At 68.3% G+C, this 18,443-nt stretch carries 17 protein-coding genes; 9 read left to right on the forward strand and 8 right to left on the reverse strand.

Going from position 1 to position 18,443, the window contains the following annotated elements; genetic code table 11:
- Nucleotides 1-23: 23 nt before the first annotated feature.
- The 6 genes from TSH64_RS21650 (at nucleotide 24) to TSH64_RS21675 (ending at nucleotide 5,239) form a co-directional block, all read left to right on the forward strand.
- Nucleotides 24-1,133: an ABC transporter substrate-binding protein gene (locus TSH64_RS21650; RefSeq protein ID WP_109448150.1), complete on the forward strand. Its 1,110-nt coding sequence runs from the start codon at nucleotides 24-26 to the stop codon at nucleotides 1,131-1,133.
- 165 nt (nucleotides 1,134-1,298) lie between these two features.
- Nucleotides 1,299-2,213 (forward strand): branched-chain amino acid ABC transporter permease, encoded by a 915-nt coding sequence (locus TSH64_RS21655; RefSeq protein WP_109448152.1) that lies wholly within the window; start codon nucleotides 1,299-1,301, stop codon nucleotides 2,211-2,213.
- A gap of 7 nt (nucleotides 2,214-2,220) precedes the next feature.
- Nucleotides 2,221-3,240 (forward strand): branched-chain amino acid ABC transporter permease, encoded by a 1,020-nt coding sequence (locus tag TSH64_RS21660; RefSeq protein ID WP_247873079.1) that lies wholly within the window; start codon nucleotides 2,221-2,223, stop codon nucleotides 3,238-3,240.
- Nucleotides 3,237-4,007: an ABC transporter ATP-binding protein gene (locus tag TSH64_RS21665; protein WP_109448154.1), complete on the forward strand. Its 771-nt coding sequence runs from the start codon at nucleotides 3,237-3,239 to the stop codon at nucleotides 4,005-4,007. Before TSH64_RS21660 ends, TSH64_RS21665 begins: the two co-directional genes overlap by 4 nt.
- Nucleotides 4,004-4,714 (forward strand): ABC transporter ATP-binding protein, encoded by a 711-nt coding sequence (locus TSH64_RS21670; RefSeq protein ID WP_109448156.1) that lies wholly within the window; start codon nucleotides 4,004-4,006, stop codon nucleotides 4,712-4,714. Before TSH64_RS21665 ends, TSH64_RS21670 begins: the two co-directional genes overlap by 4 nt.
- Before the next feature lie 48 nt (nucleotides 4,715-4,762).
- Nucleotides 4,763-5,239 (forward strand): L-2-amino-thiazoline-4-carboxylic acid hydrolase, encoded by a 477-nt coding sequence (locus TSH64_RS21675; protein WP_109050967.1) that lies wholly within the window; start codon nucleotides 4,763-4,765, stop codon nucleotides 5,237-5,239.
- Here TSH64_RS21675 and TSH64_RS21680 read toward each other — a convergent pair.
- Both TSH64_RS21680 and TSH64_RS21685 read right to left on the reverse strand, forming a co-directional pair.
- Nucleotides 5,226-7,973, reverse strand: coding sequence for an HAD-IC family P-type ATPase (locus tag TSH64_RS21680; RefSeq protein WP_109448158.1), 2,748 nt, complete (start codon nucleotides 7,971-7,973; stop codon nucleotides 5,226-5,228). The genes TSH64_RS21675 and TSH64_RS21680 overlap by 14 nt on opposite strands.
- A 158-nt stretch (nucleotides 7,974-8,131) precedes the next feature.
- Nucleotides 8,132-8,896: an SDR family oxidoreductase gene (locus TSH64_RS21685; protein WP_109448160.1), complete on the reverse strand. Its 765-nt coding sequence runs from the start codon at nucleotides 8,894-8,896 to the stop codon at nucleotides 8,132-8,134.
- Between the two features lie 103 nt (nucleotides 8,897-8,999).
- Here TSH64_RS21685 and TSH64_RS21690 point away from each other — a divergent pair, with 103 nt between their 5' ends.
- Nucleotides 9,000-9,938 (forward strand): LysR family transcriptional regulator, encoded by a 939-nt coding sequence (locus tag TSH64_RS21690; RefSeq protein WP_109448162.1) that lies wholly within the window; start codon nucleotides 9,000-9,002, stop codon nucleotides 9,936-9,938.
- 12 nt (nucleotides 9,939-9,950) lie between these two features.
- On the opposite strand, the gene TSH64_RS21695 is transcribed toward TSH64_RS21690, so the two are convergent.
- The 5 genes from TSH64_RS21695 to TSH64_RS21715 are packed head-to-tail and all read right to left on the reverse strand — an operon-like array spanning nucleotide 9,951 to nucleotide 14,076.
- A complete protein-coding gene (locus tag TSH64_RS21695; protein WP_109448164.1) occupies nucleotides 9,951-10,664 on the reverse strand; it encodes a histidine phosphatase family protein in 714 nt (237 codons plus the stop codon).
- Entirely contained in the window at nucleotides 10,661-11,044 is a 384-nt protein-coding gene (locus TSH64_RS21700; protein WP_109448166.1) for a DUF6285 domain-containing protein, read from the reverse strand. The genes TSH64_RS21695 and TSH64_RS21700 overlap by 4 nt, the downstream gene beginning before the upstream one ends.
- Before the next feature lie 13 nt (nucleotides 11,045-11,057).
- Complete coding sequence (locus TSH64_RS21705; RefSeq protein ID WP_109448168.1) at nucleotides 11,058-12,098, reverse strand: phosphotransferase family protein; 1,041 nt, start codon at nucleotides 12,096-12,098, stop codon at nucleotides 11,058-11,060.
- On the reverse strand, nucleotides 12,095-13,291 hold the full coding sequence (locus TSH64_RS21710; RefSeq protein ID WP_109448170.1) for an acyl-CoA dehydrogenase family protein: 1,197 nt from the start codon (nucleotides 13,289-13,291) through the stop codon (nucleotides 12,095-12,097). The genes TSH64_RS21705 and TSH64_RS21710 overlap by 4 nt, the downstream gene beginning before the upstream one ends.
- 17 nt (nucleotides 13,292-13,308) lie before the next feature.
- The gene (locus tag TSH64_RS21715) at nucleotides 13,309-14,076 is read right to left on the reverse strand and encodes a glucose 1-dehydrogenase (RefSeq protein ID WP_109448171.1); all 768 of its coding nucleotides are present in this window, start codon (nucleotides 14,074-14,076) and stop codon (nucleotides 13,309-13,311) included.
- A 149-nt stretch (nucleotides 14,077-14,225) separates the two neighbouring features.
- Here TSH64_RS21715 and TSH64_RS21720 point away from each other — a divergent pair, with 149 nt between their 5' ends.
- The gene (locus tag TSH64_RS21720) at nucleotides 14,226-14,921 is read left to right on the forward strand and encodes a TetR/AcrR family transcriptional regulator (RefSeq protein ID WP_109448173.1); all 696 of its coding nucleotides are present in this window, start codon (nucleotides 14,226-14,228) and stop codon (nucleotides 14,919-14,921) included.
- On the opposite strand, the gene TSH64_RS21725 is transcribed toward TSH64_RS21720, so the two are convergent.
- Nucleotides 14,918-16,525 (reverse strand): class I adenylate-forming enzyme family protein, encoded by a 1,608-nt coding sequence (locus TSH64_RS21725; protein ID WP_109448175.1) that lies wholly within the window; start codon nucleotides 16,523-16,525, stop codon nucleotides 14,918-14,920. The genes TSH64_RS21720 and TSH64_RS21725 overlap by 4 nt on opposite strands.
- Nucleotides 16,526-16,789: 264 nt before the next feature.
- On the opposite strand from TSH64_RS21725, the gene TSH64_RS21730 reads away from it, so the two are divergent.
- Nucleotides 16,790-18,406, forward strand: coding sequence for an alpha/beta hydrolase (locus TSH64_RS21730; protein ID WP_109448177.1), 1,617 nt, complete (start codon nucleotides 16,790-16,792; stop codon nucleotides 18,404-18,406).
- Nucleotides 18,407-18,443 lie beyond the last annotated feature (37 nt).

Here is an 18,443-nt window from a genome sequence, read left to right on the forward strand (position 1 = left end):
GACAATAAGAGGGTGACATCGCCATGAAGTTCCGCCTCCTCACGCTGACGACTCTCGCCGCCGCCGGGATCGCCGGTTCGGCCTTCGCCGCCGACACGGTCAAGCTCGGCTATCAGTTGCCGCTGACCGGCGACACCGCGCAGTACGGCCAGGATTTCCGCAAGGCCGCCGAGATCGCGCTGACCGAGTTCAACGCCGCCGGCAAGCCGTTCAAGGTCGAGATCGTCTTCGAGGACAGCCGCTCCGACGCCAAGGAGGGCACCAACATCGCCCGCAAGTTCGTGGACGACAAGGAGATCGTCGGCGTCCTGGGCGACTTCACCTCCGGCGTGTCGATGGCGGCGGCACAGGTCTACAAGGAGGCCGGCATGCCGCAGCTGTCGCAGACGGCCTCGCACCCCGACTACACCAAGGTTTCCAAGTACCAGTTCCGCAACATCGCCACCCAGGCGCAGGAAGGCCCCTACAACGCCAAATGGATGGCGGCCAAGGGATTCAAGAACGTCGCGGTGATCGCGGAGCAGACCGACTGGGGCCAGTCGGTGGTCAGCGGCTTTTCCGACGCGGTCAAGGCCAACGGCGGCACCGTCGCCTTCTCGGAATTCTTCAACCGCGGCCTGAAGGACTACCGGTCGCTGATCAGCAAGCTTGAGCGGGCGAAGCCCGACGCGATCTACACCGGCTTCTTCTACGAGGACGGCGCGCAGTTCCTGAAGCAGCTGCAGCAGCTGGGCATCAAGACGCCGGTCTATTCGACCTCGGCGGCCTACAGCCCGAAGCTGATCGAGCTGGCCGGCGGCGCGGCGGAGGGCGTGCATCTGACCTCCAACTTCCTGCCGACCGACCCGTCGCCGAACGTCCAGCATTTCGTCGACGAGTGGAAGAAGCGCTCCGACGGTGCTGTGCCCGGCCAGTTCCCGGCCCAGGCCTATGACGCGGTCCGCATCATGCTGGCGGCGGTGGAGAAGGCTTCGCCCAACCCGACCCGCGAGAAGGTGCGCGACGCGCTGGCCCAGACCAAGGACTTCCCCGGCGTCACCGGCAAGACCAGCTTCAGCGCCGACCGCGAGGCCGAGAAGGAGCTGGTGAAGGTCGAGGTCAAGGGCGGCGCCTTCGTTCCGGTCGCCGACTAGAGTGTGATCGTTTCAAGCGGAATCGCTTGGAACGTGAATCACACGAAAAACCAAAGACTTAGAGACTGTGTGGTGCTTCAATAAGTACCACACAGTCTCTAACCCCCGGCAAACGATCCCCAGCGCTCCTTTCCCGGCGCCCCTTTTCGCAGCGACAGAGCCCGCATGTTCGATCCCTATTATCTCCAGCAGCTCGCCATCGGCCTGTCGCTGGGCATGACCTACGCGCTGATGGCAATCGGCTTCACGCTGATCTTCGGCGTGCTGAACGTCGTCAACTTCGCCCATGGCGAGATCTACACGCTGGGCGCCTTCGCCGGGCTCGTGCTGATCTCGGCCACGGCGCCGCCCATCGTGGCGGTGATCCTGGGCGCGCTGGCAATCGGGGCGCTTGCGGGCTTCTCGCTGGAGCGGATCGCCTTCAAGCCGTTCCGCCGCTTCACCGACGAGGCGTCGCTGAAATCGCGGGCGATGCGGGAATCGACCCTGCTCTCCTCGCTGGCGGTGTCCATCGTGGTGCGCGAGGCGCTGGAGATCGTCTTCGGATCGCAGATGCGTTCCGTCCCCTTCGACTACCTGATCAACACGCCGGTGCGCGTCGGCCCGGTGATCCTGGTGACCGGCGACTTCATCATCTTCGGCGTCGCCGCCGCAATGCTGATCGGCCTGCAATATCTGCTGACGCGCACCCGCGTCGGGCTGGCGATCCGCGCGGTGTCGAACAACCCGCTCGGCGCCAAATATGTGGGCATCGACACCGACCGCACCATCATCACCACCTTCGTCGTCGGGTCGATGATGGGGGCAGCGGCCGGCATCCTGATGGGGCTCTATTACGGCGCTGTCTTCCCCGCCATGGGCTTCACGCCGGGCATCAAGGCCTTCGTCGCCATGGTGATGGGCGGCCTGTCCTCCATCCCCGGAGCCGTGATCTGCGCGCTGATCCTCGGCATTTCCGAAAGCATGGCGACGACCTTCGTCTCGTCGGGCTGGTCGGACATGGTGGCCTACGGCTTCCTGATCCTGACCCTGATCTTCTTCCCCAACGGTTTGTTCGGAGCGCGCCGTGAACGCGTCTGAGTCTGTCGTGCCAACCGATGGCCTGACCCGGCGCCGGGGGCTGCTGGTCCCGGCGCTGATCCTGTTGCTGGTCTTCGCAGCGCTTCCGGCGCTGCTGGCCGGCTTCGACAAGGGCTATTTCTACCAGATCGCCAATCTGGCGCTCATCTTCGTCCTGCTCTCGGCGTCCATGCATCTGGTGACGGGGGTGGCGGGCCTGCTGCATCTGGGGCATGCCGCCTTCTATGGCGTCGGCGCCTACACCGCGGCCCTGCTGACCTCAAAGCTTGGGCTGGGCTTCACCGTCACGCTGCCGCTGTCCGGTCTGATGGCGGCGTTGGTCGCCTTCCTGGTGGCGCTGCCGACCATGCGGCTGGTCAGCATCTATTTCGCCGTGGCGACGCTCGCCATCGGACAGATGCTGTATCTGGTGATGCTGAACTGGGTGGACTTCACCAAGGGGCCCAACGGCATCATCGTCTCCAAGGGGTTCGAGCTGTTCGGCTTCAGCCTGTCCGGCCGCCTCGCCGCCTACTACACGGTGGCGGCGGTGGTGACGCTGTCGGTCGTCGCCATCGGCCGGCTCAGCCACTCCTATTACGGCAACGCCCTGCGCTCGATCCGCGAGGACGACCAATGCGCCGACGCCATGGGCGTCAGCACCGTGCGGCTGAAGATGGAGGCCTTCACCCTGTCGGCCTTCTTCGCCGGGGTGGCGGGCAGCCTGTGGGCGCACATGACCGGCTACATCTCGCCGGGCGATTTCAAATTCTCCGAATCCATCCTGATCCTGGCGATGGTGGTGGTCGGCGGCCTGGGCAGCCTGCCGGGGGCAATCATCGGCGCGCTGCTGCTGATCCTGCTGCCGGAGGGGCTGCGGGCCTTGGGCGATTTCCGCAACATCATGGTCGGTCTGGTGATGTTCCTCTCCATCCTGCTGCTGCCGAAGGGCCTGCTGGGCGAGGTCTCCGCCCTGCGTCTCGTTCGTCGGCAGTTGGGTGCCGCGTGGCGGAACACAGGAAAAGGCGAAGGGATCGGCTGGCGATGACCCATCTACTTGAAATCCGCAACGTCAGCCGCCGCTTCGGCGGCGTGCAGGCGGTCGGCGACGTCACCGCCCATGTGGACGAGGGCGAACTGGTCGGGCTGATCGGACCGAACGGGGCCGGCAAGACCACGCTTTTCAACCTGATTTCCGGCTTCACCCCGCTGTCCGGCGGCACCGTCGCCTTCGCCGGCAGGACCATCAGCGGGCTGAAACCCAATCACGTGGCGCGGCTGGGCATCAGCCGCACCTTCCAGAATTTGCGCGTCTTCCCCAACATGTCGGTCTTCGACAACGTGTCGGTGGGTGCCGTCGGCGCGCTGCCGCAGGGGGCGTTCGGCGCGCTGTTCGGCGCGCTCCACCGGCGCGGCCGGGACCGCTCCGCCGAGATCAGCCGCCGCACCTGGGAAGCGCTGGAGGCGGTCGGCCTGACCCATGTGGCGGCGGAACTAGCGGCCAACCTGCCCTACGGCCAGCGCAAATATCTGGAGATCGCCCGCGCGCTCGCCATGCGGCCGCGCTTCCTGATCCTGGACGAGCCGGCGGCCGGACTGAACGACACCGAAACGCGCGATCTGGCCGCCTTCATCAAGCGGCTGCACGGGCAGGGCCTGACCATCATGCTGGTCGAACACGACATGACCCTGGTCATGGGCATCTGCCAGCGCATCCTGGTGCTGGCCTCCGGCCGCAAGATCGCCGACGGCACGCCGGACGCCATCCGCACCGATGCCGCCGTCCTCGAAGCCTATCTTGGGGTGGATGAATGACCGCGCCGCTGCTTTCCATCGCGGACCTGCATGTCGCCATGGGGCCGCAGGAGATCCTGCACGGTGTCCGCCTGGATGTGCCGCAGGGCGCCATCGTCGCCGTGCTCGGCTCCAACGGCGTCGGCAAGACCACGCTGATGCGCACGGTGTCCGGCATCTACCGGGCGAAACAGGGGACCATCACCTTCCGCGGCCAGCCGATTGCCAACATGCCGGCCCACCGAATCGTCCAGCTCGGCCTGTCGCAGGCGCCGGAAGGGCGGCAGATCTTCTCCAACATGAATGTCCGCGAGAATCTGGTGCTGGGCGGCGGCGATGTCGGGCTGGGCGAGTTGGACCGCGTGCTGGCGATGTTCCCGATCCTGAGCGAGCGCCTGCGCCAGAATGCCGGATCGCTGTCCGGCGGCGAGCAGCAGATGCTGTGCATCGCCCGCGCCCTGATGCGCCGGCCGAGCCTGCTCCTGCTCGACGAGCCGTCGCTGGGGCTGGCGCCGAAGATCGTCGCCCAGATCTTCGACCTGATCGGCCGCATCCGGGCCGAAGGGGTATCAATCCTGCTGGTCGAACAGAACGCCCGCGCCGCCCTGCGCATCGCCGACCATGCTGCGGTTCTAGAGGACGGACGGATCGTGCTGTCCGGCCCGGCCGACCAGCTGCGGGACGACCCGCGCATCGCCGAGGCCTATCTCGGCGGCCACGCCCATTGAAAGCCCATTAAAAGCCGATTGACGCCACCTGATGGAAGGAAGCCAGTCATGACCCAGACCATGGGCATCCTCGAACGCCGCCGCATCGAGGCGGAAATCCTGAAGCCGGTCTATGAGGAGATGGCCGCCCGGCTGGGCGAAGCCACCGCGCAGGAGATCCTCGGCGCGGCGATCACCAAGGCGGCCCTAGCCGCCGCCAAATCCTTCGCCGCGACCGAGCCGGAGGGCACCAGCCTGAAGAGCTTTGCCGATCTCCAGCCATTGTGGACCAAGGACGACGCGCTGCGGCTGGACGTGAAGCGGCAGGACGACACCCATTTCGACTACAACGTCACCCGCTGCCGTTACGCCGAGATGTACCGGGAGATGGGGCTGGGGTCGATCGGGCACCTGCTGTCCTGCAACCGCGACGCCGCCTTCTGCACCGGATACGACCCGCGCATCAAGATGGAGCGCACGCAGACCATCATGCAGGGGGCCGACCATTGCGACTTCCGCTATCGCTTCGAGGCTAAGGACGAATAGGAGCGGCGGTCAGCCGTTTTTCCAGCTCCATCAGCATGAACAGCGCAGCACCGACGGCGACCATCGCCGCCCAGGCGGTGGCGCCGACCGGAGCCGTGCCGAACAGGGCCTGCAAGGGCGGCGCGTAGGTGAAGGCCAGCTGAAGCAGGGTCATCACCGCGATGGACAGCCAGACCGGCCGGCTGCCGGCCAGCGCGGACGGCAGCCCGGCCCGGCCATGCAGGTCGCGGGCGCTGAGCAGAAAGAAGATCTCGCCCACCACCAGGGCGTTGACGGCGATGGTCCGCGCCTCCTCGATGCCGTCGCCCTGCAAGCGGTGGAAGTGAAAGAAGCCGAAGCTGGAGGCCACAAGCAGGGCCAGCACCACCAGCATCCGCCGCACCAGCCGGCCGGTCAGGATCGGCTCGTCGCGCGGGCGCGGCGGGCGGGCCATCACGCCCGGTTCCGGCGCCTCGAAGGCCAGCGCCAGTCCCAGCGTCACCGCGGTCACCAGGTTGACCCACAGGATCTGCACCGGCGTGATCGGCAGGATGCTGCCCGACAGCACCGCCAGGAGGATCACCACCGCCTGCGCTCCGTTGGTCGGCAGCATGAACAGGATGGTCTTGCGCAGGTTGTCGTAGACGGTGCGCCCCTCCTCCACCGCATGGACGATGGAGGCGAAATTGTCGTCGGCCAGCACCATCGCCGCCACCTCCTTCGCAGCCTCGGTGCCGTTGCGGCCCATGGCGACGCCGATGTCGGCGCGCTTCAGCGCCGGGGCGTCGTTGACGCCGTCGCCGGTCATGGCGACCGTGTCGCCCGCCGCCTGGAGTGCTGCGATCAGGCGCAGCTTGTGTTCCGGGGTGGTGCGGGCGAAGACGCTGTTGGCCTCAGCCGCCGCGGCGAAGCCGGCCTCGTCCAGCCGGTCCAGCTCCGGCCCGCCGATGACGCCGTCCGGCAGGCCGAAGCGTCGGCCGATGGCGGCGGCGGTCGCGGCATGGTCGCCGGTGATCATCTTCACCGTGATGCCGGCCTGCCGGCAGGCCGCAACCGCGACCAGCGCCTCTTCCCTCGGCGGATCGATCAGCCCGCAGAGTCCGAGCAGCTCCAGCCCCTCCTCTCCCAAATCCTCGGCGATCAGTTCCGACAGCTCCACCGATGTGCGGCGCATCGCCAGAGCCAGGACACGCTGGCCTTGCCCGGCCAGTTCGGCGGTCGCGGCGGTCCAGCGCGGCCGGTCCAATGGCGCCGTGCCGGCGCCGCGCCGCTCCCGCTCGCACAGCGCCAGCACCCGCTCCGGCGCCCCCTTCACCACCAGGATGCCATGGCCGGCATGGTCGTGATGCAGGGTCGCCATGTACTGGCGTTCGGATTCGAAGGGCAAGGCGTCGCGGCGCGGGAAGCGCGTCGCCTCGCCGGCCGGGTCCAGCCCCGCCTTCATCGCCAGCGCCAGCAGCGCGCCGTCGGTCGGATCGCCGGCCAACTGCCACGCGCCGCCGGGGTCGCGGTAAAGGGCAGCGTCGTTGCAAAGCAAGGCGGCACGCGCCAGATCCAGCAGCAGCGGCTCGCCGGCCGGATCGACCAGCCGCCAGTCTCCATCCAGGCTGCGGCCGATCTCCCCCTCCGGCGCATAGCCGCTGCCGCCGGCGCGGTAGCTGGCGTCGGCAGTGACGATGCTGGTCACCAGCAGTTCGTTGCGGGTCAGCGTGCCGGTCTTGTCGGTGCAGATGGTGCGGACGCTCCCCAGCATCTCGACCGCCGGCAAATGGCGGATGATGGCATTGCGCCGGGCCATGCGGGTCACGCCCACCGCCATGGTGATGGTCATCACCGCCGGCAGACCTTCCGGGATTGCCGCCACCGCCAGCCCGACCGCGGTCAGCACCATGTCCTGCCACGGCTCGCCATACACCAGCATGCCGAACAGGACGGTGACCAGCGCCAGCAGCAGGATGCCGCCGGTCAGCCAGCGGCCGAACCGCGCCATCGACACCAGCAGCGGCGTCGCCACCGTCGTGACCGAGGCCAGAAGATGGCCGATGCGCCCGACCTCCGTCGCGTCGCCGGTCGCCACCACGATGCCGGTGCCCTGCCCCTGCACCACCATCGTGCCGGCATAGGCCATGCCGCCGCGGTCGCCCAGGGCCGCATCGGCGGCGACCGCGGCGGCAGATTTGGATGAAGGCACGGATTCGCCAGTCAGCGCCGCCTCCTGCACCAGCAGGCCCTTGGCACGGTCGAGCCGCAGGTCGGCAGGCACCCGGTCGCCGGACACCAGGAACACGCGGTCCCCCGGCACCAGCGTTTCCGCCGCCAGCGTCACAGCATGGCCATCGCGCAGCACCACCGCCTGGGGCGACAGCAGGGTGCGGATGGCTTCCAGCGCCTGTTCGGCCTTGTCCTCCTGGATGTAGCCGATCAGCGCATTGACCAGCACGACGCCGAATATCACCCCGGCATCCGTCCAGTGCCGCAGCAGCAGCGCCACCGTTCCCGATGCCAGCAACACATAGATCAGCAGGTTGTGGAACTGCGCGACGAACCGCATCCAGGCCGGCCGCCGCGTCGGCGGGGTCAGGCGGTTGGGGCCGAAACGCGCCAGCCGTGCCGCCGCCTCTGCGCTGTCGAGCCCGTCTGCCGGACTGTCGAGCCGTGTCGCGACCTCGGCGAGGTCCAGCGCGTGCCAGAGAACTTCGAGCGGTTTGCCCTGCGGTGCGGAGACGCCTGGGTCTGTGTCTGCCAGCGGTGGCATGCGAACTGCCTCCCTAGGGAGATCCTGATCCCAAGGATGACACCTTACCCATGCCAGGAGAAGGGATTCGACCGGCTGGCCCGCTCCGCAGCCGGCGCACGGTGGCCGGCAACGGAGCGGACGCGACAAGTTCTCAGAGCACGATCACATCTGGGCGATCACACCTGCGCCATGCCGCCGTCGGCGAACAGTTCGATGCCGTTGACGAAGCTGCTGTCGTCGGAGGCCAGGAAGACGGCGACCTTGGCGATCTCGTCCGGGTCGCCGACACGGCCAAGCGGCACCTGGGCGGCCAGATAATCGACCAGCCCCTGCTGCTGCACCGCGTCCGGACCGGCCAGTTCGACCAGACCCGGCGTGCGGACCGGGCCGGGGCTGAGCGTGTTGATGCGGATGCCGCGATCTTTCAGGTCCAGGATCCAGCTGCGGGCGAAATTGCGCACCGCCGCCTTGCTGGCGCTGTAGACGCTGAAGGCCGCCGTGCCCATGCTGCCGGCGGTCGAGCCGGCGAGGATCACCGACGAGCCCTTGCCGAGCAGCGGCAGCGCCTTCTGCACGGTGAACAGCACGCCCTTCACATTGCGGTTGAAGGTGTCCTCATACTGCTCCTCGGTGATGTCGCCCAGCGGCAGCATCCCGCCGCCGCCGGCATTGGCATAGAGCACGTCGAGCCGGCCGGCCTCGCTCTGGATTTGGGCATAGAGCCGGTCGAGATCGGCGAGGTTGGAGGAGTCCGCCTGCACCCCGGTCGCCTTGCCGCCGGCCGCAACGATCGCAGCGACCGCGGCCTCCAGTTCCGTCTGGCGGCGGCCGGTGAGGTAGACGGTGGCGCCTTCGGCGGCGAAGCGCTTGGCCGCCGCAAGGCCGATGCCGCTGTTGGCGCCGGTGACGAGGGCGATCTTGCCGTCAAGCTTGCGTGACATCTGAAGTCTCCTTGGAATTGGGTCGTTCGCTGGAGACAAAGCTATCGACGGCACGATCTTACCGAAATAGAAATGACTGAAAACCATTGTTGCAGGATTGGCGATGTCGAAGCTGCCGGATTTCGAAGGGCTGGCGATGTTCGCCAAGGTGGTGGAGGAGCGCTCCTTCGCCGGTGCGGCCCGCGCCATGGGGGTTTCGGTCGCCACCGTGTCGCGCGCGGTCAGCCGGCTGGAGGAGCGGCTGGGCGCGCGGTTGTTCAACCGCACCTCCCGCCGGCTGGCCCTGACCGATTTCGGCCATTCCCTGGCGGAGCGGGCGACGCGCCTCTATGACGAGGCGGAAGCGGCGGAGAACGCAGTACGCGAAATGTCCAGCCGTCCGCGCGGCCTGATCCGCTTCGCGGTGCCGATGTCCTTCGGGCTGCGCTGGGTGGCGCCGCTGCTGCCGGACTTCTTCCGCCTCTATCCGGAGATTTCCATCGACCTGCACCTGAGCGACGCGGTCGTCGATCTGGTCGGGGACGGCTTCGATGCGGCCCTGCGCGTCGCGGTGCTGCCGGACAGCTCGCTGGTGGCACGGCGGCTGTGCGGGGTGTCGCAGTTGGTGCTCGCCGCCCCCAGCTACCTCGCCCGCCATGGCGAACCACGGCATCCCCGGGAGCTGGATGGCCGCCATTGCCTGGGCTATGCCTATCGCCGGCGGCAGGACATCTGGCACTTCACTAACAGCGCCGGCGAGGAGGAGAGCATCACCCCGTCCGGCCTGCTGCGTGTCACCAACTCCGACGCGCTGGTGCCGATGCTGCTGGAAGGACTGGCCATCGCCGAACTGCCGGAATTCATGGCGGCGGAGCATTTGGTCGACGGAAAATTGACCGCCATCCTGACCGACTGGTCGCTGCCGAAGGGGGGCCTCTACTTCGTCACGCCGTCGGCCCGCGCACGGCCGGCCAAGGTCGGCGTGCTGGCCGATTTCCTGATCGAGCGGCTATCGGACCCGGTCTGGCGGCGTCAGATCGACGGTATGAAACCAGATAAATAAGGGTTTGGGCCATCAATCCAGAGCCAGCAACGGACCGAAGGCCTCCTCCAGGCTGCTGCGGTGCAGGCCGATCTTCGCGGGATTGCCGGGCGTCAGGTTGACCGCGCGGATCAGGCGTCGGACCACCCGGTCGGCCGTCACATCGATGTCGATGATGTTGATGCAGCCGTAATCCTGTTCGAAGGCCGACAGGGAGGACAGGCCGGCGCCGCAGGCCCAGGACAGCAGCATGCGGTTCACCCCGTCATGGGCGACCAGCGCCAGATGGGTCCAGTCCGGTTGCCGCACCAGTGCCTCGACGGCGGACACCACCCGGTCGCGCACGGCGGCGAAGCCGTCGCCGCCGGCGAAGCGCCCATCCTCCGCCGCCGCGTCGAAGCCATAGACATAGGCAGCCTCGCGTCGCTCCTTCGGCACCTCCGACAGCCGGCCGGCGCGGATCTCCAGAAAGTCGGAGTCGTCCTCCACCGGCAGCCCATGCGGAGCGGCCACCAGTTCCGCCGTCTGCCGCGTGCGGGCGAGGCCGGAACACAGCACGCGGTCCAGCGGCACAGCGGCCAGCAGGGCACCCGCCGTCCGCGCCTCCTCCCGCCCACGGTCGGTCAGCGCAGCAAGCTTCGGATTCAACGGTTTGCCGTCGGCATCGTAATAGGCGACGTGACCATGGCGCAGCAGGTAGAGGCGGCGGCGGGCGACCGTTCCTTCCAGGGGCGGAAACAGACTCATCGGCCGGGTTCCCGCTGTTCCACGGACAGCCGCTTGGGATTGCTCACCGCCAGCCTTGCCAGCGTGATGTCCTTCAGGACGGCCCGCAAGGCCGACTGCCGGTCCGGTGCGTCGAAGCGCCCGGAATCGATGGCGGCGCAGAGCCGCGGCAGCAGGACCGGCAGGTCGCCGGTTTCGCCCAGCAGGTCGCCGACGGCGGCGGCCAGGGCAGGCTCGGCACCGGTGCCGGCGGCCAATTCCCGCTCGGCCGTCCCCAGCGCGTTGGCGATCATCAGTGCGGTGAAGCGCTGGTCGGCCGGCACCACCGGCAGGATCGCCTCGCGGAAGCTGCGCAGTGCGATGGCGACCAGATCGCGGGCGCCGGGATCGTCATTGATCATGCCCCATCTCCGATCATGGCGCGGCCTCGACGGCATCGAGGTGGCGCAGCAAATCCATTTCGATCTCCGGCAGCATCCGGCCGGTCAGCGCCAGTTCCAGCGACGGCTCGGTGCCGGAGATGTGGCGGTCGGCCTGCTGGATGGCGATGACCGCCCAGCGCATGCAGGCTGCGGCCTCCCAATAGGCGACGGCGGCCGGGTCCACCCGTCGTCCGGCGGTTTCCTCATAGCCGGCATAGAGGTCGGCGCGGTCGGCGATGCCGCCGGCCTCGCGGTCGTTGCGGCCGAACCGCCAGCAGGCGGCGCAGAACCAGCCCAGATCCTCCATCGGATCCGACCAACCGGCAAACTCCCAATCGATGATCGCCGTCAGTCGGTCACCATCGACCATGTAATTGCCGGTCCGGTAGTCGCGATGGCACAGCACGAGGTCGCCGGGCGGCGGTGCATTCCGCTCCAGCCAGCGCAGGCCATAGGCCAGCACCGGATCGCTGGCGGCGTAGCGCCCGGCCCAGCGGCGGAAATCTCCCACCGCCTGCAAGGCCGCCGTCGGTTCCGGCCGCGCCAGGAATTCCAGCCCTGCCACACCGGGCCGCACCCGGTGGATCAGGCCGAGCTGCCGGCCCAGTTCACGGGCCAGCTCGCGCCGCGGCTCCTCGCTCTTGACGATGCGGAAGCCGGCGGCGACACCCGTCGCCCGCCGCATGATGTAGAAGGGCGCCCCCAGCATGGCGGGATCGGCGCCAATGAACAGCGGCTCCGGCACCGTGGCGCCAGCGGCGAAGACGGCGCGCAGGACGGCGGCCTCCTCCGCCTTGCCCAGGCTGGCCGACACGCCGGACGCCGATCCGGTGCGCAGCACACAAGGGTGACTGCCGGACAGTGGCCCGCCGTCGATCTCCAGCGTCACCGCGAGGTTGAGCGAGATGGCGCCGCCGCTGAGCCGTCCCTCGTCGATCACGGTGACCGACCGCGCCCCGGCCTGTCCGGTCAGCCAGCTTTCGAGAGCGGCCTTCCGATCCGGATCGAGAGCGGCCTTCCCGCCGCCGCTCACCGCCAGCCCCAGAAATCGTCGCCCTCGGCGAGGTAGCTGCGGCTCAGCACCATCTTATGGACCTCCGACGCGCCATCGACCAGCTTGGCCTGCCGGGCGTAGCGGTAGATCCATTCCAGCACCGTGTCCTTGGAATAGCCGCGCGCACCGCAGAGCTGGATCGCCGTGTCGGCCGCCTTGAACAGCGTGTCGGCAACCTGGACCTTGGCCATCGATACCTCCTTGCGGGCGAAGCTGCCGCTGTCCAGCGCATGCGCCGCCTTCATGGTCAGCAGCCGGCCGATCTCGATCTGCATCGCCGTTTCGCCCAGCATCCACTGCACGCCTTCATGCTCGGCCAGCGGAATCCCGAAGCTTTCACGCTCCTTCACATAGGCGCCGGCGATCTCCAGGCAGCGCTTGGCGAGGCCGGTCCAGCGCATGCAGTGGGTCAGCCGCGCCGGGCCGAGCCGGATCTGCGTCACCTTCAGCCCGTCGCCGACCTTCATCACCACATTCTCGTCCGGGATTTCCAGCCCGTCGAAGATCAGCTCGCAATGGCCGCCATGCTCCTCCGGCCCCATGATCGGGATGCGGCGCTCGATGCGCCAGCCGGGCTGGTCCTTGTCGAACAGGAAGGCGGTCAGCCCCTTGCGCGGATCGTCCGAGGTGCGCGCCATCAAGATGAAGTGCTGCGCCGCGTCGGCCCCGGTGATGAACCATTTGCGCCCCGTCACCACCCAGCGGTCGCCCTTGCGCTCCGCTCTGGTCTTCATCATCGACGGGTCGGAGCCGCCGCCCGGATGCGGTTCGGTCATGGCGAAGGCGCTGCGCACCCGCCCCTCGACGAGGGGGGCGAGCCAGCGCTCCTTCTGCGCCGGGGTGCCGACCATGCTCAGCAGCCGCATGTTGCCGTCGTCGGGGGCGGCGGCGTTGAAGCAGACCGGACCGAAGATGGAGCGGTTCATCTCCTCGTAGCAGGCGGCGACGCCGACCATCGGCAGGCCATGGCCACCGACCTCCTTCGGCAGTTGCAGGGTCCACAGCCCGGCCGCCTTCACCTTGGCGCGCAGCGCCTCAAGCGGCGCTTCGGCGATGTTCTCGTGCTCGTCCCAATTGGCGCGGTCGGCCTCGACCGGGAGGATGTCCTCCTCGACGAAGGCGCGGACCCGGCGGCGATAGTCTTCCAGCTCCGCGGGAAGGGTGAAGTCCATGGAACCGCTCCGTTCGTTCAGAGAGAAGAGACGAGATGGCCGCCATCGACGGCCAGCACCGATCCGGTCATGTAGGCGCCGGCATCCGACGCCAGCAGAAGCAGCGGCCCGTCGAGATCGGACAGCCGGCCGAGCCGGCGCTGCGGGATGCGCTTGACCAGCGCCTTGCCGGCATCGCTGGCGAAGAAATCGGCGTTCAACTCGGTCTCGACATAGCCGGGGCAGAGCGCATTGACGCGGATGTTGTGGCGTGCCAGCTCCAGCGCCATCGCCTTGGTCAGATGCACAAGCCCCCCCTTGGCGGCGATGTAGGACGAGACCTGCCCCGCCACCCGCATGCCGAGGATGGAGGCGATGTTGACGATGGCCCCGCCCTGCTTATCGTCGCGCATGCGCTGCGCCACCGCGCGCGCCACGCGGGCGCAGCCCGTCAGGTTGGTGTCGATCACCCGGTCCCACTCCTCCTCGCCCATGTCGAGGAAGGGGCGGGTGGCGGTGACGCCGGCATTGTTGACGAGGATGTCGATGCGGCCAAGCGCGCCCCATGCCTCCCCCACCGCGGCGGTGACGGAAGCGGGGTCGGTGACGTCCATGGCGACGACGACGGCGCTGCCGCCGGCAGCCTCGATGGCGGACCGCGTTTCGGCCAGCGCCTCGGTCCGCCGCGCGGCCAGCGCCACGCGGGCGCCCGCCTTCGCCAGCACACCGGCGAAGTGGCGGCCCAGGCCGCTGGAGGCTCCGGTGACCAGTGCCGTCCTGCCGGTCAGATCGATGGTGACGCTCATGCTTCCTCCCATGGTCGGGATCGTTTGGCGAGGCGGCGGGGCATGGCCCCTAACAGCACTCTTGAAAAATCGAGCGAGCGCTCGCTTTATATCCTTGGCGCCGACGATGTGCAAGAACGATCAGCATCGCAAACGATAGGACAGCCGGTATGAACAGCTTGCGCGACTTCCAGGCACGGCACGATCTGTCGATGGAGGCGCTGTGCGCCCGCATCCTGGAGCGGCACGCCGCGACCATCCGGGTGAAGAAGCCGGCGGTCGCCATCGGCAATCTGGCGCGCATCGTCGAAACCACGCTGATGCTGGCGAACCGCAAGGGCTTCCACTCCACCAGCCTGCGCGATCTGACCGAGCAGTCGGGGCTCAGCATGGGGGCGCTCTACGCCTATTTCGACAGCAAGGACACGCTGCTGATGATGATTCTGGGCCAGGTCGTCAGCGTGGTGGAGGAGGTGCTGGGCCACCCGCCCGACGGGCTGGCGAACGACCCGGCCGCCCGGCTGCGCTGGCTGCTCAGCACCCACCTGTTCCTGACCGAGACCATGTATCCCTGGTTCGTCTTCGCCTATATGGAGGCGAAATCCTTTCCCAAGGAGGGCCGAGACCTTGCCGTAACCAGCGAGATGCTGACGGAGAGCATGATCGCCGACGCGCTGGCCGACGGCGTCGCCCGCGGCCTGTTCGCCATGCCCGACGTGACAATGACGGCGGCGCTGATCAAACCGATGCTGCAGGACTGGTACGTGAAGCGCCCCAAGCACCGCCGCCGCGGCATCACGCCCGACCTCTATGCCGAGCAGTTGATCGCCTTCGTCGAGGCGGCGGTGGGGCTGAGGCGCTCTTAGGTCGTGGACACCTGATCGCGCAGCACCCGCTTGGTCACCTTGCCGTTGGCGTTGCGCGGCAGCGCATCGCCCAGCAGCGTGACGTAGTCGGGGACCTTATACTCGGCGAGGCTGGCGCGGCAGAAGTCGCGCACGTCCTCTTCGGTCAGGCTGCCCGACTTTGAAATGACGAAGACGTGGATCTTCTCGCCCAGCACCGGATCGGGATGGGCGACCACCGCCGCCTCCACCACGTCCGGATGGCGGACCAGCAGGTTTTCGACCTCCACGCTGTAGATCTTGTGGCCGCCGCGGTTGATGACATCGTTCTTGCGGTCATGGAGCCGCAGATAGCCGCGCCCGTCCAGCGTGCCGATGTCGCCGGACCGCCAATAGCCGTCGACGAAGCTGTCGCGGGTGGCGTCCTCGCGGTTCCAATAGCCGCGGATGGTCATGGGGCCGCGGATCCACACCTCCCCGCTCACCCCCGGCGGGCATTCGCGGCCCTGATCGTCGACGATGCGCAGGTCGCCGCAGGGCACGCACAGGCCGACCGAATCCAGGCAGGCGCGGGTATGGCCGATAGGGACGACGCTGATGATGGTGGCGCATTCCGTCGAACCGTAGGCGTTCAGCAGATGCAGGTCGGGCAGCCGCTCCGCCATCGCCTCCACCGTCGCTTCCGGCATCGGGGCGCCGCCGAAGCCGCCGATCCGCCAGGACGACAGGTCGTAGCGGCTGAAATCGGCGCGCAGCAGGCAGAGATTGTACATGGCCGGCACCAGCACGGTGGTGGTCATGCGCTCCCGGCTCGCCAGTTCCAGGAACCCGGCGACGTCGAAGGCGGGCATCATCACGGTGCAGCCGGCGACCCGGATCATCGCCATGACGACGGCGACCAGACCGGTGACGTGGGAGGCCGGAACCGCCAGCACCGCCCGCTCGCCCTCGCGATAGTCCCAGCATTCCTCGAAATGCATGGCGGAGTGGATGATGTTCACATGGGACAGCAACGCGCCCTTCGGCTTTCCGGTGGTGCCGGAGGTGTAGAGGATGACGGCGGTGTCCTCCTCCCGCTGCGGTTCCGCGGACCGTGGAAGGTCGGCGTCGGCTTCCAGCAGGACCTCGAAGGGCCGGCAGCCTTCCACCGCTCCGCCGGCGGAGAAGCGCGAGACGAGCGACGGCACCTCCACGGCGTCGGGCATCCGGTCGGCGAGGCCCGAGTCATGGATCAGGATGGAGGCGCCGCAGTCGTTCAGGATGCCGGCGATGCCCGGCCGCTGTTCCCGCGCGCTGACCGGCACCGCGACGATGCCGGCGCGGGCCGCCGCCAGCAGGGCGATGAGGAACTCCGCGCGGTTGGACAGGACCAATGCCATGCGGTCGCCTGGATTGGCGCCTTGCGCAAGCAGGGACGTGGCGGCGCGCGTCACCAGCCCGTCCAGCTGCCCATAGCTGTAACGCCGCTCCCCATCCACCAGCGCCTCGCCGTCCGGCCGGCGCAGGACAGCGGCGCGGAACATGGCATCGATGGTGGTAGGACGCTCACCGTAGCACGGTACGAGGCGCGTGCCGAAAAGCAGCTCGCGCCGTTTGGAAACGCCCATCCCGTCCGGCCAGGCCATGCCGTTCCTCCCTGACGATTCGATTGGATTTTCTGGATTCAGGCGGTGCCGAGGGCACGATGCTTTGCAGCCCCGTCGGCACCGCACTTGTCGGTGTTACGGAAATTATGTCATCCTGTGAACTGAGTGTCAAATAGCGACACCGTCAGTGCAGCGAACAGAAGGCCCGGCGCGAGCGGAGCCGACGCATTGCGCAGCAATCCCCCATTTCCCGCACATCATCGAAGAGCAGGCGCTGGACGCCGGCCAATCGGGAGGAAACCGATGTCGACACCCCATTACGTGACCCTCGCCGACAGCCAGATGCGCGTCTGGCGCAGCGGGTCCGGCCCGGACCTGTTGGTTCTTCCCGGCCTGATCGAAGCGGCCTCCGTCTGTGCGGACCGGCTGGCGGGGGCCCTGCCGGACTGGACCGTCACCGCGCTCGACCTGCCGGGAACCGGCGGATCGGTCACAAGCTGGGCGGACGACGTCACCGGATTGGCCCGCCTGATCGCCGATGCTGCCGGCCGTCTCGGCCTGACCGGCTGTCCGTTGCTGGCCTTCGACCTTGCCGCCCCCCTGGCGCGCGCCCTGCCCGCAACGGGGTGGCAGCCGGACGGCGTGTTGCTGGTCGACACCGCCGTGGCGGAGGGGTGGAGTGAGCGGGACTTGCGCCCCGCCCCACTGTCTCCCCGCGCGGATGGCACCCATCTGGCGGTGCTGTGGGCGCATCTGCGCGATGCCCATGTCCTGGAACCGCATGACGCCAGCCATCCGGCCAAAAGCGGCACTCCCTTGCCCGCTCCGCCTGAGCTGGATGCGATGCTGCGCAGCGCCGCCGTCGCACCGGACCGGTATGGGGCGCTGTGGTCGCTGTGCCTGGACGCCATGCGCGCGGAGACCGGCTCTGCCGCCGGGGAGAACCATGTCGATGGGCTGGCGGCGCTCGCCAACCGTCTGGCACCGATGGCCGCCAGCCGGAAAGCCGCCGCAACGTTGCCGGCCACCCGGCCTTTCACCGATCCGCTGCGGGTCTGGCACGATTATGCCGACACGCCCCATGGACGTGTCCATCTGCGCCGCGCCGGGCGCGGCCGGCCGATGCTGGCCTTCCAGTCGGCGCCGGGTTCGTCGGCCCCGCTGCTGCCGCTGCTGCACGGGCTGGCGGCGGAACGGGAGGTCATCGCCCCCGACTATCTCGGCAACGGCGAGTCCGGCAAGCCGGAGCGTGCAGTGGACATCGGCGTGCTGGCCGACGACATGCTGGCGCTGGCCGACGCATTGGGGCTGGACGGGTTCGACCTGTGGGGGACCCATACCGGCGCGCTGGTGGCTCTCGACCTGACGGTTCGTCATCCCGAGCGGATCGGCCGCGCCGTGCTGGAGGCGCCGGTGCTGATCCCGGCAGACTTCAGCGCCGACATCCTCGACCATTACTTCCCGGCGCTGGCCGCCGACCGCTGGGGACTGCATCTGCTCCAGGCCTGGAACATGCGGCGCGACATGTTCCTGTTCTGGCCGTGGTATCGGCAGGAGCGCGCCGCCGCCCGCGATATCGGCGTCCCCGCCGCGGAGGTGCTGCATGACTGGACCATGGGCCTGCTGGCGAGCGGCAGCCATTACGACCGCTCCTACCGCGCCGCGTTTCGCTACGACACGCGGGCGGCCCTGGTGCGCCTGACCCGTCCGGCCCTGATCTGCGCCGGTCCGGCCGACATGCTGGTCGAAGGTCTGGCGGAGGCGAAAACGCTCGCCCCGGCCGGAACGGAGGTCACGCCTACCCCCGCCACCGTCTGGTATCCCGGTCAGGGTGCCCAGGCGGTGCGCGAAACCATCGCCTGCTACGCCGCCTTTCTCGCTGGAAAGCCGGGCACGGTGGATCCGCACCCGGTGTCATAAGGCGATACTACGGCCGCCCCGCCTCAGCCGCCGATGG

Origin of the sequence: Azospirillum sp. TSH64, assembly GCF_003116035.1 — a bacterium.
GTDB lineage: Bacteria > Pseudomonadota > Alphaproteobacteria > Azospirillales > Azospirillaceae > Azospirillum.